Origin of the sequence: Candidatus Competibacter denitrificans Run_A_D11 (assembly GCF_001051235.1) — a bacterium.
Classification (GTDB): domain Bacteria; phylum Pseudomonadota; class Gammaproteobacteria; order Competibacterales; family Competibacteraceae; genus Competibacter_A; species Competibacter_A denitrificans.
Map to the genome: position 1 here is coordinate 34,728 of NZ_CBTJ020000030.1, position 14,189 is coordinate 48,916.

At 55.1% G+C, this 14,189-nt stretch carries 11 protein-coding genes and 1 tRNA gene; 4 read left to right on the plus strand and 8 right to left on the minus strand.

Annotation, left to right across the window (positions count from 1 at the left end; translation table 11 throughout):
- Nucleotides 1-64: 64 nt before the first annotated feature.
- From greA to BN873_RS20035, 6 genes are all read right to left on the minus strand, one after another.
- Nucleotides 65-538 (minus strand): transcription elongation factor GreA, encoded by a 474-nt coding sequence (greA, locus tag BN873_RS06370; RefSeq protein WP_048671865.1) that lies wholly within the window; start codon nucleotides 536-538, stop codon nucleotides 65-67.
- Nucleotides 539-540: 2 nt separating this feature from the next.
- Nucleotides 541-3,765 carry a carbamoyl-phosphate synthase large subunit gene (gene carB, locus BN873_RS06375; RefSeq protein WP_048671867.1) on the minus strand — a complete coding sequence of 1,075 codons (3,225 nt, stop codon included), beginning with the start codon at nucleotides 3,763-3,765 and terminating at the stop codon, nucleotides 541-543.
- Nucleotides 3,766-3,807: 42 nt separating this feature from the next.
- Nucleotides 3,808-4,953 (minus strand): glutamine-hydrolyzing carbamoyl-phosphate synthase small subunit, encoded by a 1,146-nt coding sequence (carA, locus tag BN873_RS06380; protein ID WP_048671957.1) that lies wholly within the window; start codon nucleotides 4,951-4,953, stop codon nucleotides 3,808-3,810.
- A gap of 154 nt (nucleotides 4,954-5,107) precedes the next feature.
- Nucleotides 5,108-5,911, minus strand: coding sequence for a 4-hydroxy-tetrahydrodipicolinate reductase (dapB, locus tag BN873_RS06385; RefSeq protein WP_048671870.1), 804 nt, complete (start codon nucleotides 5,909-5,911; stop codon nucleotides 5,108-5,110).
- A 137-nt stretch (nucleotides 5,912-6,048) separates the two neighbouring features.
- Nucleotides 6,049-6,122: transfer RNA gene (locus BN873_RS06390), tRNA-Gly, on the minus strand.
- 119 nt (nucleotides 6,123-6,241) lie between these two features.
- Nucleotides 6,242-6,775, minus strand: coding sequence for an H-NS histone family protein (locus BN873_RS20035; RefSeq protein WP_139031654.1), 534 nt, complete (start codon nucleotides 6,773-6,775; stop codon nucleotides 6,242-6,244).
- Between the two features lie 98 nt (nucleotides 6,776-6,873).
- Here BN873_RS20035 and trmB point away from each other — a divergent pair, with 98 nt between their 5' ends.
- Complete coding sequence (gene trmB, locus BN873_RS06400; protein ID WP_242434382.1) at nucleotides 6,874-7,656, plus strand: tRNA (guanosine(46)-N7)-methyltransferase TrmB; 783 nt, start codon at nucleotides 6,874-6,876, stop codon at nucleotides 7,654-7,656.
- Between the two features lie 514 nt (nucleotides 7,657-8,170).
- Nucleotides 8,171-9,973 (plus strand): D-alanyl-D-alanine carboxypeptidase family protein, encoded by a 1,803-nt coding sequence (locus tag BN873_RS06405; protein WP_171820424.1) that lies wholly within the window; start codon nucleotides 8,171-8,173, stop codon nucleotides 9,971-9,973.
- A 124-nt stretch (nucleotides 9,974-10,097) separates the two neighbouring features.
- Here the strand turns inward: BN873_RS06405 and BN873_RS06410 are convergent, their stop codons facing one another.
- Nucleotides 10,098-11,387 carry a citrate synthase gene (locus BN873_RS06410; RefSeq protein ID WP_048671881.1) on the minus strand — a complete coding sequence of 430 codons (1,290 nt, stop codon included), beginning with the start codon at nucleotides 11,385-11,387 and terminating at the stop codon, nucleotides 10,098-10,100.
- A 286-nt stretch (nucleotides 11,388-11,673) separates the two neighbouring features.
- Between BN873_RS06410 and BN873_RS06415 the strand changes: the two genes are divergently transcribed.
- Together BN873_RS06415 and BN873_RS06420 are read left to right on the plus strand one after the other, a co-directional pair.
- Nucleotides 11,674-12,027 (plus strand): phasin family protein, encoded by a 354-nt coding sequence (locus tag BN873_RS06415; protein WP_048671883.1) that lies wholly within the window; start codon nucleotides 11,674-11,676, stop codon nucleotides 12,025-12,027.
- Between the two features lie 138 nt (nucleotides 12,028-12,165).
- Nucleotides 12,166-12,882 carry a class I SAM-dependent methyltransferase gene (locus tag BN873_RS06420; protein ID WP_102046999.1) on the plus strand — a complete coding sequence of 239 codons (717 nt, stop codon included), beginning with the start codon at nucleotides 12,166-12,168 and terminating at the stop codon, nucleotides 12,880-12,882.
- 81 nt (nucleotides 12,883-12,963) lie between these two features.
- Here the strand turns inward: BN873_RS06420 and BN873_RS06425 are convergent, their stop codons facing one another.
- Nucleotides 12,964-14,031, minus strand: a complete 1,068-nt coding sequence (locus BN873_RS06425; protein ID WP_071244034.1) for a transglycosylase SLT domain-containing protein — start codon at nucleotides 14,029-14,031, stop codon at nucleotides 12,964-12,966.
- Nucleotides 14,032-14,189: the final 158 nt, after the last annotated feature.

The following is a 14,189-nucleotide window of genomic DNA, read 5'->3' on the forward strand; positions in this document are numbered from 1 at the left end:
TGCCCTCAGCCGCGCATGACAAGAATCAAACCAGTGCCTCAACACAGCCAACCGACTCAATCGATTAAATATAGCTAACGGCAATGATCTCATAACTCTTGAGACCACCCGGCGTTCGTACCTCAACCACGTCACCGACCGACTTGCCGATTAGCGCACGGGCAATGGGCGAGCTGAAGGAAATCTTCCGCTCCTTGATGTCGGCCTCGTCCTCACCAACGATCTGATAGCGACTTTCTTCTCCGCTATCTTCATCGCTAAGCGACACGGTAGAGCCAAACACCACCTTGTCCGACGCTGCTAACGTGGTGACATCAATGATCTGTGCGTTCGCCAATTTGGACTCAATATCGGCGATACGCCCTTCGGCAAAACTCTGCTGCTCACGAGCCGCATGATATTCGGCGTTCTCTTTCAAATCACCGTGGCTGCGCGCTTCGGCGATAGCCGCAGTAATGCGTGGCCGCGCCACCGCTTTCAATTCGTGCAGTTCCGCCCGCAATTTGGCGGCGCCAGAGGTCGTCATCGGTACTCTCATACTCATGCTTGCAATTCTCGGTGCAGATCCTGAAGACAGCTCACGCTTTCATTGTCGATTTCGCGTAGCGCCTGACAAGTCGCCCGCGCGGCGGCCAGGGTCGTGGTATAGCTGACCTTGTGCATCAATGCCTCGCGGCGGATAGAAAACGAATCGGCGATGGCCTGCTTCCCTTCGGTCGTATTGACGATCAGTTGAACCTGTTCGTTTTTGATCATATCGACGATATGCGGCCGACCTTCGCCCACTTTGTGGACGGTTTCACACCGCAAACCCTCGGCACGCAAGGCAGCGGCTGTACCTTTTGTGGCAATCAGGCCAAACCCAAGGCGTTCCAGTTCACGGGCGATCTCCACCGCTTTGGCTTTATCGGCATCACGGACGCTGATAAACGCCTGACCACCGCGCGGTAACTGATCACCAGCCCCCAACTGGGCCTTGGCAAAGGCTTCCCCAAAACTGCGGCCCACGCCCATCACTTCGCCGGTGGATTTCATTTCTGGACCCAGCAACGGATCGACGCCGGGGAACTTGACAAAGGGAAACACGGCTTCCTTGACCGCATAATAGGTCGGAATGACCTCGCCGGAAATGCCTTGCGCCGCCAGCGACCGCCCGACCATGCAGCGAGCGGCAATCTTAGCCAACGGCCGGCCGGTCGCCTTGGACACATAAGGCACGGTGCGGGAAGCGCGCGGATTGACTTCCAAGACAAAAATATCATCGCCCTGGATGGCAAACTGGGTGTTCATCAAACCGACGACGCCCAATTCCAACGCCATAGCGCGCACCTGTTCCCGCAAGCGGTCTTGAATAGCCGGGCTGAGCGAATAGGGCGGCAGGGAACAAGCGGAATCGCCCGAATGCACACCCGCTTCCTCAATATGCTCCATGATGCCACCGATGATGACCTCGCGCCCATCGCAGAGCGCATCCACATCGACCTCGACTGCATCATTGAGAAAGCGATCCAGCAAAACCGGTGAATCGTTGGAGACCTGGACCGCTTCGCGCATATAGCGGCGCAAATCTTCCTCAGCGTGGACAATTTCCATGGCGCGGCCACCCAGCACGTAAGACGGCCGCACCACCAGCGGATAACCGATCTCCCGCGCCAAGCGCACCGCTTCTTCCGGCTCGCGGGCCGTGCGATTGGGTGGCTGCCGCAAACCGAGCCGGTCGATCATCTGCTGGAATCGTTCGCGATCCTCGGCCCGGTCGATAGCCTCCGGACTGGTGCCAATGATGGGTACTCCCGCCGCTTCCAGTGGCCGCGCCAGCTTGAGTGGTGTTTGCCCACCATATTGCACGATAACGCCCTGTGGCTTTTCCTTACGCACGATCTCCAGCACGTCTTCCAGCGTCAGCGGTTCGAAATAGAGCCGGTCGGAAGTATCGAAATCGGTGGACACCGTTTCCGGGTTGCAATTGACCATGATGGTTTCATAGCCGTCTTCGCGCAACGCCAGCGCGGCATGAACGCAGCAGTAATCGAATTCAATGCCTTGGCCGATACGATTGGGACCGCCACCCAAAACCATGACCTTCCGGCGTTCCGTTGGCTCAGCCTCGCATTCTTCCTCATAAGTGGAATACAGATACGCCGTACTGGTGGCGAATTCGGCGGCGCAAGAATCAACCCGTTTGTAAACCGGATGGATAGCCAGCGCCTCACGCAAGCGGCGCACCTCAGCTTCGACAATACCGGTCAAAGTGGCTAACCGGCTGTCGGAAAATCCTTTGCGCTTAAGAAAATAGAGCCGTTCCCGATCCTGCAAAGCGGCTGGACCCGACACACGCACGTCACCGGCAATCTGTACCAATTCCTCGATCTGTGCCAAAAACCAGGGATCGATCCAAGTCAATTCGTAGAGGGATTCCACCGAATACCCAAGCCGCAGCGCTTCGGCCACGAACCAGATCCGCCGAGGACCGGGAACCCCAAGTTCCTGCTTGAGCAACGTATGCGGGTCGGGATGTTCAGCATCCAGGATTTCGGTAAAGCCATCAACGCCAATCTCCAAACCTCGCAGTGCTTTCTGAATCGATTCCTGAAAGGTGCGGCCAATGGCCATCACCTCACCGACGGATTTCATCTGCGTGGTCAGGCGCGGGTCAGCTTGTGGAAACTTTTCGAAATTAAAGCGCGGTACTTTGGTGACCACGTAATCGATGCTTGGCTCAAACGACGCTGGGGTACGCCCGCCGGTGATTTCATTGCGCAACTCGTCGAGGGTATAACCGACCGCCAGTTTGGCGGCGACCTTAGCGATAGGGAAGCCGGTGGCCTTGGACGCCAGCGCTGACGAGCGGGATACGCGCGGATTCATCTCAATGACTACCATGCGCCCATCATCAGGGTTGATGGCGAATTGGACGTTAGACCCACCGGTATCCACGCCGATTTTGCGCAGCACCGCCAGCGAGGCATTGCGCAGAATTTGATATTCCTTGTCCGTTAGAGTCTGGGCGGGAGCGACCGTGATGGAATCGCCAGTATGCACGCCCATTGGGTCGAGGTTCTCGATAGAACATACGATGATGCAATTGTCGGCCCGGTCACGAACCACTTCCATCTCAAACTCTTTCCAGCCCAGCACGGATTCTTCGAGCAGGATCTCGCTGACCGGCGATAAATCAAGGCCCCGTTCGACGATGGCCACCAATTCTTCACGGTTATAGGCGATCCCTCCCCCACTGCCGCCCAAGGTAAACGAAGGTCGGATGATGGTCGGAAAGCCAACCTCGGCCTGCTGAGCTAAGGCTTCTTCCAGGGTGTGAGCGATGACTGAGCGTGGCGTTTGCAGGTCGATCTGGTGCATGGCTTTGCGGAAACGGTCACGATCCTCAGCCATATCGATAGCATCGGGGGAAGCGCCGATCATTTCCACTCCATACTGCGCTAGCACCCCATGACGGAATAAATCCAAAGCGCAATTCAGCGCAGTCTGGCCACCCATGGTTGGCAACAAAGCCTGCGGGCGCTCGCGGGCGATAATCCGGGCCACTGTCTGCCAATGAATCGGCTCAATGTAGATGGCATCAGCCGTATCAGGATCGGTCATGATCGTCGCCGGATTGGAGTTCACCAGGATCACCCGGTAGCCCTCTTCCCGTAACGCCTTGCAAGCTTGCGCGCCGGAGTAATCGAACTCGCACGCTTGGCCGATCACGATAGGACCGGCGCCGATGATCAAAATGCTGCGTAAATCGGTGCGCTTAGGCATACGGTATCCTGCAAAAGAAGGCCACGCGCGGTAACCGACGGCTTAGGCGAGGCCCGTTGGCCGCCGTGCTGCCATCAACGCGATAAAGTGGTCAAACAGTGGGGCGACATCGTGCGGGCCGGGGCTGGCTTCGGGGTGACCCTGAAAGCTGAAAGCCGGCCGATCCGTGCGGGTAATGCCCTGCAATGAACCATCGAATAGCGAACGATGCGTCGGCCGCAGATTGGACGGTAATGTAGCCTCATCGACCGCAAAGCCGTGATTTTGGCTGCTGATCATGACCTGGCCACTGTGTAAATCCAGGACCGGATGATTGCCACCATGATGACCAAACTTCATCTTGATGGTGCGCGCGCCGCTGGCCAACCCTAAGAGTTGATGACCCAGACAGATACCGAAAATCGGCAACCCGCTCTCAAGCAACTCTCGAATAGCAGTAATCGCATAGACGCACGGTTCAGGATCACCGGGGCCGTTGGAGAGAAAAATCCCGTCTGGTCGCAGTGCCAAGGTCGCGCGGGCGGGCGTTTGGGCCGGCACCACGGTGAGCCGGCAACCACGCGCCACCAGCATCCGCAGAATATTGCGCTTCACCCCATAATCGTAGGCGACGACGTGATAGCGTGACTCCAGCGCGGGCGAGAAGCGATTGGTAGCGAGTTCCCAGACACCTTCGTTCCAGGTATAAGGCTCATCTGCGCTGACCACCTGCGCCAGATCCATGCCCTTTAGGCCAGGAAACTCGCGCGCCAGGTGCACAGCCTCTTTGGCATCCAGAGCATCACCGGCCACCAGGCAGCCGCCCAACGCACCCTTTTCACGAAGCAATCGGGTCAAACGGCGCGTGTCGATATCAGCAATAGCGACCAAACCCACATCGGCGAGATAGCGCTCAAGGGATTTTTGGTTGCGCCAGTTGCTGGCGGTGCGCGGACAATCTCTCACCACCAAACCGCTGGCATGAATGCGCGATGCTTCTTCATCACCGGAGTTGGTGCCGACGTTACCGATATGGGGATAGGTCAACGTGACGATCTGCCGACAGTAGGAAGGGTCGGTCAAAATTTCCTGATAACCGGTGATCGAGGTATTGAAAACGACTTCGCCCTGGACGCAGCCATCGGCACCGATGGACTCACCCTTAAACAGACTACCGTCTTCCAGGGCCAGAAGGGCGGATTTCCTCAAGAGAACCTCCAAGATCGCCACACATAAGAAAGGAGCGGTGGCAATCCGCTCCTCTGAGGTAGCGCAAACGGATCTATCTAACTGGAGTTAGCAGTCTATCAAATCGCGCCGCGCCGCTCTAGCCACGTCAAGAAGGTTGGAGAAAACGGAATTCTCAACGCAAACCCAAAACATCCTGCATATCGAACAGGCCAGGAGGGCGCCCAGCCAACCACGTAGCGGCCTGCACCGCCCCTTTGGCGAAGGTCATCCGGCTGGTGGCACGATGGGTGATTTCGATGCGCTCCCCTACATCGGCGAACAGGGCCGTGTGTTCACCAACGATGTCGCCGGCCCGCACGGTCGCGAAGCCGATGGTTGAACGCTCGCGCTCACCGGTGGTCCCTTGTCGGCCATAGACCGCGCACTCCTGCAAATCGCGGCCCAACGCTTTGGCGATCACTTGGCCCATGGCCAGAGCGGTGCCAGAAGGTGCGTCCACTTTATGTCGGTGATGCGCCTCAATGATTTCGATATCAGCGCTATCACCCAAAACCCTTGCTGTCAGTTCCAGCAACTTGAAGCAAAGGTTAACACCAATGCTCATATTCGGGGCGAACACAATCGGAATCCGCTTGGCAGCGAGGGCAATTTCCGCTTTTTGTTCGGCGGAAAAACCCGTGGTACCGATGACCATGGCCTTACCCGCCGCTTGGCAGAGAGCCAAGTACGCCAATGTCGCCGCCGGTCGGGTAAAATCAACCAATACGTCGAACTGTTCCGTTAGCGGAGACAAATCAGTACTTAACGGTACATTTAACCGACCAATGCCGGCTAACTCGCCGGCATCCGCCCCGATAAAGGGACTGTTCTTCGCCTCCGCAGCGGCAGTACACCGAACCTGAGCGGATTGATTACAGGCCTCCAGCAAATGCCGACCCATACGGCCAGCAGCACCGGTGATTGCGACGCCAATCATGGTAACTCTCTCATGTCACAGTCGAGCAGATCCGCTGTTCGGGGTGGCTGTGATCTGCGGGCTTAAATAAATGCGTCTGACAACAATGCGCTGGGAAAAAGAAAGGGTTACGCAATCACGTAACCCAGATGTATTCTTGGAGCGGGTGATGGGAATCGAACCCACGCCATCAGCTTGGGAAGCTGAGGTTCTACCATTGAACTACACCCGCCGCACAAGCCTGCTTATATTTACTCAATAAAACTCATAAGCAAGCGACGCCATTATCCTAACCACAAAACAGGCTCGGAGCAAGGCTCAATTGCGCTGAATAAATTAGGCCAACCTAAATCATTCAGGGATTCGGAAAGACTCTTGATTAGCGCCATTCTCGACAGCCTGCTTAAGCCAGCCCGGCTTTTTGCCGTGGCCGGTCCAGGTTTGTTCTGGATTAGCGGGATTGCGGTACTTGGGCTTTCCGGTAGATTTGCGCTTACGTCCGGTGTATTGCAAAATATCTTCAGGGTTCATTCCAAGCTGGCTGGCTTTAGCGATCCACTCGTTGCGAGTTGTTTCGATCTCATCAACTTTCTTGTATTCGATTTCGTCCTCGGCTCTACTGATTAGTGCTTGGAGTTGTTCGATGGTCGATGATTTGATGATGTCTTCAATAGAATTGCTCATAGTCTCATTATGCCGTATCGATGTTTGTTTGGAATATTCGTGATGAACATCACTGTGGTATTGTAGGGCATTCCTTTTGATATTCGCAATTATTTTGCAATTTTCGTAGCTTCGATTAGCTTGACCAAATGATGCAGCCACTCGCGCAAACGGCCAGGCAAATTGGCCGTTAATCGCCTCAGCCGTTTCAGCTAATGCCAAATCTGCACAAAATCGACTTAAAAAGCTTGTTTGCTACGAATTTTTATTATTTAACGCATTAAAATTTATGGAATTTTAATCAGTTAAATGCAAGCATCTTGACCACAAGCGCATTATTTAAATTATTCTCTAGAGAATATCAATTCACAGAATCCAGGCAAAGTTACCACATGCCCCCTACTCTTGATAATTCCCATATCCCAACGCATTCGATAGGCCACGTCAAAAGTTTCGTGCGCCGGGAAGGCCGCATCACGACAGGACAGGAACGCGCCATCAAAGAATTATGGCAGCGATTCGGGGTGGACATCACTTCTCCATTCGATCCACAACGGCTGTTTGGGCGTCATGCGCCGCTCGTCTTAGAAATCGGTTTTGGGGATGGCGAAGCGTTAGCAACCACCTGCCTCACCCACCCGGAAATGGATTTTCTCGGTATAGAGGTCCATCGGCCAGGATTGGGCCACCTCTTATTAAGGGCATTTGGGATGGAATTGACTAACCTGCGCGTTATTCATTGCGATGCTGTCGAGGTACTGGAGCGCTATCTGCCGGATGAATCGTTGGATCGGGTGCAAATTTTTTTCCCTGATCCTTGGCCCAAACTCCGCCATCACAAACGCCGTCTTATCCAGCCCACTTTTGTTTCAGCGGTCACCAAAAAACTTAAACCGCATGGGCAGTTGCATATAGCCACCGATTGCGATAGCTACGCATATTCTATTCTCGCTATCCTGACCGCTACCACCGAATTGGAAAATACAGCCACCGACGGTGGTTTTGCCAGGGGACCAGCTTATCGACCCATGACAAAATTTGAACGACGCTGTAAACATGCGGGGCGCCCCGTCTGGGAGATACGCTTTGCAAAATGTGCTTAATAGCCAGATCGACAGCCCGCCAAGGGTTTGCAGAAGGCCATGTCCTGCCTGATACCCAATAGTGCATCACAGCCAACGCCCGATACGAAAGACTTGAAAATAGGCCGACAGCTATTCGAGCGATCCCCACTTGAGCACCAAAATTTTTAGCGGCCTGTAGAATAAAGGGATGAAAAAGCCCTACACTTCCTAAAAAATCCTTTTTACCTTCTATCATCAGGATTCAACGCAGTTTTTCCTCAGCGAATCCCCGCCTCTGCCGCTGAGGCTCAGCACAAGACGTCGATATTCCTTACGAGAACGCTAGCAGGCTACTTATTTTTTGCCCAGAATATCGGTTTATGCGTTCGTTTTTTCGAACCCGATGAACGGCGATGATTGCAAACGGCGCTGGGCGATAGGCCCGAATGATAGCTGTGATGAGGTCAAATCAATGTTTTTAAGCAAAAAATTTCGTACCCTTTGGATGGAAAGACCACTTGCCTGGCTTTTAGGGGCACTTTTGGGGCTTACGGTGGCACCCGTCTTTGGACAAGAGAGTTCGGGATCATTTTGGCCGCCTGAAGTGGCCGCCCGTTCCGCCGTGCTGATGAATGCCACCACAGGCGAGCTTTTGTTTGCAAAAGAACCTCATCTCCGTTTACCCCCGGCTAGTACCACCAAGGTGCTAACCGCCATGCTGGCCCTGGAACGCCTCGATCCTAATTCCCGACTGCAAGCAAGCGAGCAAGCGGCCAGTGCCGCTCCCAGTCGAATCGGACTCCATGCTGGGGAAACCGCATCAACCCAAGATCTCCTGTATGGCCTGTTGCTCAAATCCGGCAACGATGCTGCCGAAACACTCGCAGAGGCGGCGGGCGGTTCGATTTACGGATTTGCCGACATGATGAATGCCAAAGCCTGGCAAATCGGTGCCCGCGACAGCCACTTCATGAATCCTCACGGCTTGCCGGATGAGTCTCATTACTCGACTGCGTATGACTTGGCGCTCATCTTCCGTCATGCCATGAACTATCCGATGTTCGCCGATATCGTGCGCACTCGCAGCGCGACCCTGCGTGTCGAATCCAGCCAGGGCACCTATGGGGACTTACGGCTGATACCCGTCTTGAATCACAACCGGCTCTTAGCCTCTTACGAGGGCACCCGGGGCGGTAAAACCGGTTTCACCTTGAAGGCTCGGCGCTGTTTTGTCGGTGAAGTGGATCGCGGTGGTACTCGTCTGATCGTGGCCATTCTGAATAGCCCCAATAGTAATACGCTCTGGGCAGATGCCCGCACGCTGCTCGATTATGGCTTTGCTCATTACGGCTTAGCACCAGCACCCCTACAACCTGATGACGAACCCAGGCCCATTCTGGTCGAACGCGCACCGGTCACGACCCCGGCTTCCTGGCGGGTCGCTACTGCCCAAGCCTCCGAAGAGGATGACATATTCGAACCTGTCACAGCGCGTAGACCAGCAGCCCCTGTGGCGTCAAGCCGCTTCATTACGGCTCGCCGCGATCCTGTAGCCTTAGCGGAGCTTGATCGTCCCACCCCCATCCGGCCCGCAACCAAGGATGATACGCTGGAAGCGCCGCACAGCGCTCAACCCACGTTGGCGGCAAATTCTGCCACCATCGTTCAGCGTACCCCCGCCCCTGTACCACGCTTAGAACCGCTGAACAAGCCTCAGTTGGCTCTTGAGGATGAGTCTCCAGAACCAATGACGGTACAACACCAACCAGAGCTGGCCCGTGCCACTATTGTCCGGCGTACTCCGGTCCCCAAATCTCGACTGGAGCGGGTGGATACGGCTGATCTGGCGTTTGCGGAGGATGCACCGAAAATAGCCTCAACCCAGCAGCCTGTAGCCTCTGGGGCACCTATCGTTGATCGTCCAGCGGTCAGGCTCGTCAGCCAGCCAGCCAGGGCGCGGGTTACGATAACGGAAGACCGGCCCGTCCTTCCCCGCAACAAACCCAAAGCGCTCGTAGAATCGCCGAAAGGCACTTCCACCAGTAAAACCGCACTTAAAACGAAGCCGATGGAATCGGTCGCTGCTAGATCGCCTATGGTTGTAAAACCGTCCTCACTACCAGGAAAGAAAGTCACTGAGACTCTATCGGCGAACAAACCAACTTTAGCGGCCAGCAACTCCAAACCGTCCCCTGCCAAAGGACCTAACGGCCTCAAACCCAGCAAGCCTGAAAAAGTAACAGCAGCGCCTGTCAGCAAACCGGAAAAACCTGTGGTCAGCAGCAAAGTGATCGCGCGCCTGGATTCTCCTCCTGTTGCTAAGCCTGCACAGAAAAATCCTAAACGGCGTATCTGAGCGGGAGCTGACAACCCGCCAACCTAAAATAGAAAAGGCGATTCATCCGAATCGCCTTTTTCGCGTTTGACCGGCAAACCTTTTGAGGCAGCCCACAAAAGCGTTAATCCTTAACTGTACTGCATTACTGGCGTTCGCTTAAAACAGGCACAGTGCGCCGCGAATTGCCAATGTAGAGCTGACGCGGCCGACCGATTTTCTGGTCTTTTTCGGTAATCATCTCAATCCAGTGGCTAATCCAGCCGGCAGCGCGCGCAATCGCGAACATGACCGTAAACATCTCGACTGGGATCTTAAGAGCGCTATAGATGATGCCAGAGTAGAAATCGACATTCGGATACAATTTACGCTCAATGAAGTACGGATCGCTGAGTGCGATCTCTTCCAAGCGCATCGCCAAATCAAGCCGTGGATCATGCCCGAAGCTTTCCAACACTTGATGGCAGATATCTTTGATAATCCGAGCACGCGGGTCGAAATTTTTGTAGACGCGATGCCCGAATCCCATGAGGCGCACACCACTGTTTTTGTCTTTCACCTTGGCAATGAAGCTCTCGACCTTCGAAAGATCACCGATTTCGTCCAACATGCGGATCACAGCCTCATTGGCACCGCCATGCGCCGGCCCCCAAAGACACGCGATACCGGCAGCAACCGCTGCGTAAGGGTTAGTCCCCGAAGAACCGGCCAGGCGCACCGTGGATGTTGAGGCATTCTGCTCGTGATCAGCATGCAGAGTAAACAGCACATCCAACGCTCGCTCCGCGACCGGATTCACCTCGTAGCGCTTGCCAGGGAGGCTGAACATCATGTAAAGCAAATTACCAGTGTAACTGAGATCGTCGCGGGGATAAATCGAGGGATCGCCAATACTGTGCTTATAGCAGGCGGCCGCAATCGTCGGCATCTTGGCAATCAATCGGCGCGCGGTCACCATGCGGTCTTCGTCATCTTTTAGGACGTTAAGACGGTCGTGGAAAAACGCCGAGAGCGAGCTGACCACAGCGGTCATCATCGCCATGGGGTGGGCATCGTAATTGAAGCCATGGAAAAACCGGCGGAGGTTTTCCCGGATGCGATTATGTCGGGTAATGCTGGTTTCAAAAACCTGCTTTTTCTCAGCGTCGGGCAGTTCCCCATACAGCAATAGGTAACATACTTCGAGAAAGTTACACTTCTCAGCTAACTGTTCGATGGGATAGCCGCGATAAAGCAGTTCTCCCTTGTCGCCATCTAGGTAGGTGATTGCGCTCTGGCAACTGGCCGTTGACATAAAACCTGGATCGTAGGTGAAATAACCGAACTCCTTAGCCAGCTTACCGATATCTACGACTCGATGTCCGTAAGTGGGTTCCAAGACCGGCATCTGTACGACTTTGCCACTCGTTTCATCCTTAAAGGTAATCGTTGTCATTGTGTGGGCCTCTAAAGGGGGTTGCTGAAGTGGGAAACATTGGCTGCCGAAACTTTGGACATGCAAAGGACATAGCCGCTGCGCGCCACGCTTTAGACACTTTTGGTAAGGTTAATAGTACCCTAGCCGGTGTTGCTTTGCCGCATTTTTCTGTCAAAAAAGAGGCCTGAACGGTCACCCAAAATGGGCGCCAAAATCACAGGCGATATTGCACTGCAACAATAGATTTGCTATATTGCATTGCAGCATATTCCCATTGGCAAACTCACTTTCCAAGGAATTCCCCATGGTTATCGACCTGTTCAATAAAGCGCTAGAAGCTCCGCCGGTTTTTGCGATGCCGTTTACCAAAGCAAACCAACTTTTCGCCGCCAACCTGGAAAAAATGGTGATATTCCAGATGAGTGCCTTCCAATCCTATCTGGACATTGGCCTCAACCAGATGAAAGCCGCCGCTGAGATCACGGACATCAAAAGCTTGCAGGATTTTTACAACCGCCAGTCCGAGATCGCGCAGACCGTCCAGCAGAAGCTCATGATTGATGCCAAGGCGATGGCCAATATGGCCGCTCGCTTTAAAGTCGAGATGGATAATCTGACACGCGCTACCCTGGAAGACGTGCTACCTAAGGCGGCTTAACGTGCGGGCCACGGTTATCCCGCGTTACGCCACCACGCGGCGACCGGACTGTTGACTCCGCCTACTGCGGAGACTGACCGGTCGGCCAGCCTGGTCCTTTGCGCCGAACCGTCGGTTTGTCCAACCGTAGCCGCTGATTTGGCTCAAGCGCTGGGATTACCACTGGTTAGCGATCCCGCCGCCAGCCAGGTGCATTGCCTCAATTTGACAACCGAGCGCCTGGAATTGCGGGAGCACCGTTATGGTGTTGATCAGTGCGTTTATGTGGATTTCCTGGCAGGCCAAGCCGCCTATCGGCGCCGTTTCGGCGGTGGCCGGAACCAACCATTAGCACGGGCACTAGGGCTAAAAGGCGGGGCCAACCCCACGGTAGTGGACGCTACCGCCGGGCTAGGTCGAGATGCCTTCGTGCTGGCGTGTCTGGGTTGCACGGTCGTTCTGGTGGAACGCTCGCCCGTGGTCGCAGCCCTGCTACGTGATGGGCTGTCGCGTGCCGCGCAGGACCACGAAATCGGCTCCATGGTTAGAGAGCGGCTCCGTTTGGTGCTGAACGATAGCCGAAGCTACCTGACGAATCTGCCGGAAAATGAGCATCCAGAGATTGTCTACTTGGACCCGATGTATCCCCATCGCCGCAAATCTGCGCTGGTGAAAAAGGCAATGCGTGTCCTGCGAAGTGTGATCGGCGATGACGAAGACGGGCCAGATTTGCTGGCCGCCGCCTTGATAGCTGCCAAGCAACGGGTGGTCGTGAAAAGACCTCGCCCAGCCCCACCCCTAGAGGGACCAAAACCGACGTTTCAGATCCTAGCGCCCAACACCCGTTTCGATATCTACCGTACCCAACGCCAATGATCGAGCGCGACCGGCATTCAACGCAGATCCCACACTGGGATCAATAACACGGTACCAGGCGATCCATCGTTGGGCTGCTGTCTATGGGGTCGATGGCATGATGGAATCTGGTCCATTAGGGGCAACACGATTTGGCAGCACAAGCTTTCCTCCCACCACCGACCACGGCGGAACGCTGCGGCCGTCGCCACCCGCCAAATCGACCAGTGGCCTGGATGAAGCCATTGCAGACCCAGCAAGAAACGGCGGTTGGAGCAAAGGACCCGGGCGGGCTACGGGTGCCACTAGCGGATGCGTCAGTTGTCCGTAAGTGCGGGTGATCCGTTCGACATAGGCGCGTGTTTCGGCGTATGGCGGTACACCGCGATAGCGGACCACGGCTCCTTCACCGGCATTGTAACCCGCCAAAGTCAGCCGAACGTCGCCTCGAAAATACGCCAGTAACCAGCGCAAATAGGCCATACCGCCGTGCAGATTCTGCACTGGATCATAGGGGTCTGCCACACCGAATCGCTGAGCAGTTCCCGGAATCAACTGCATGAGTCCTTGGGCATCCTTGACCGAACGAGCCTGGCTGTTAAAACCAGATTCCGCTTCGATTACAGCCAGTACTAAAGATGGCTCCAAACCATAACTCGGCGCGATGTGCTTAACCAGGGCTTCAACCCGTGCGCGGCCGGGCGATGACGGGACAGGACGCCGGGGAGCAACCAAGCGCACAGGCGGTGGTGACGGTCTACGAGTCGGGTCTACCGGCTCCGCGCAAGTAGCCCGCGCCATCTTGGCCGGATTGTTGACCCGTGCCAACATCTGCTTGGACGGACCATCCCCTTTCCCCGCCGCCAGCCGGAACCAAGCCGCTGCTTGCGCATCATCTCGCGCCACCCCGCGACCGTTGGCATACATCCAGCCCAACTGATACAGCGCGGGGACATAGCCACGCCGCGCCGCAGCGCAATACAACTGCATAGCCCGGCCATAATCCTGCGATACGCCCTCGCCGTGCTCATAGCGAGTTGCCCAGTCCGCCTGTACCACCGGTGCCGCTTTAATGAGCTTGAGCCAGTCTGGGCCTGCGCTGGCCGCTTGCGCAGCGGCACCCCAAACAGGAATCAACCCAAACAACACAAGCCGATAGCGTAACTTCATCAATACTTTACCCACTGAAACTGGTTGATTGCTCTCTACATCCTAAGGGCTTTTCTTCGGAAATTCCATGCATTGTTACCAAAAATAGGGATAATTAAGCAAATATAATGCCACTTAACAACAAAGAATTCTTTACAAAATAATGACAGCACTGGCAG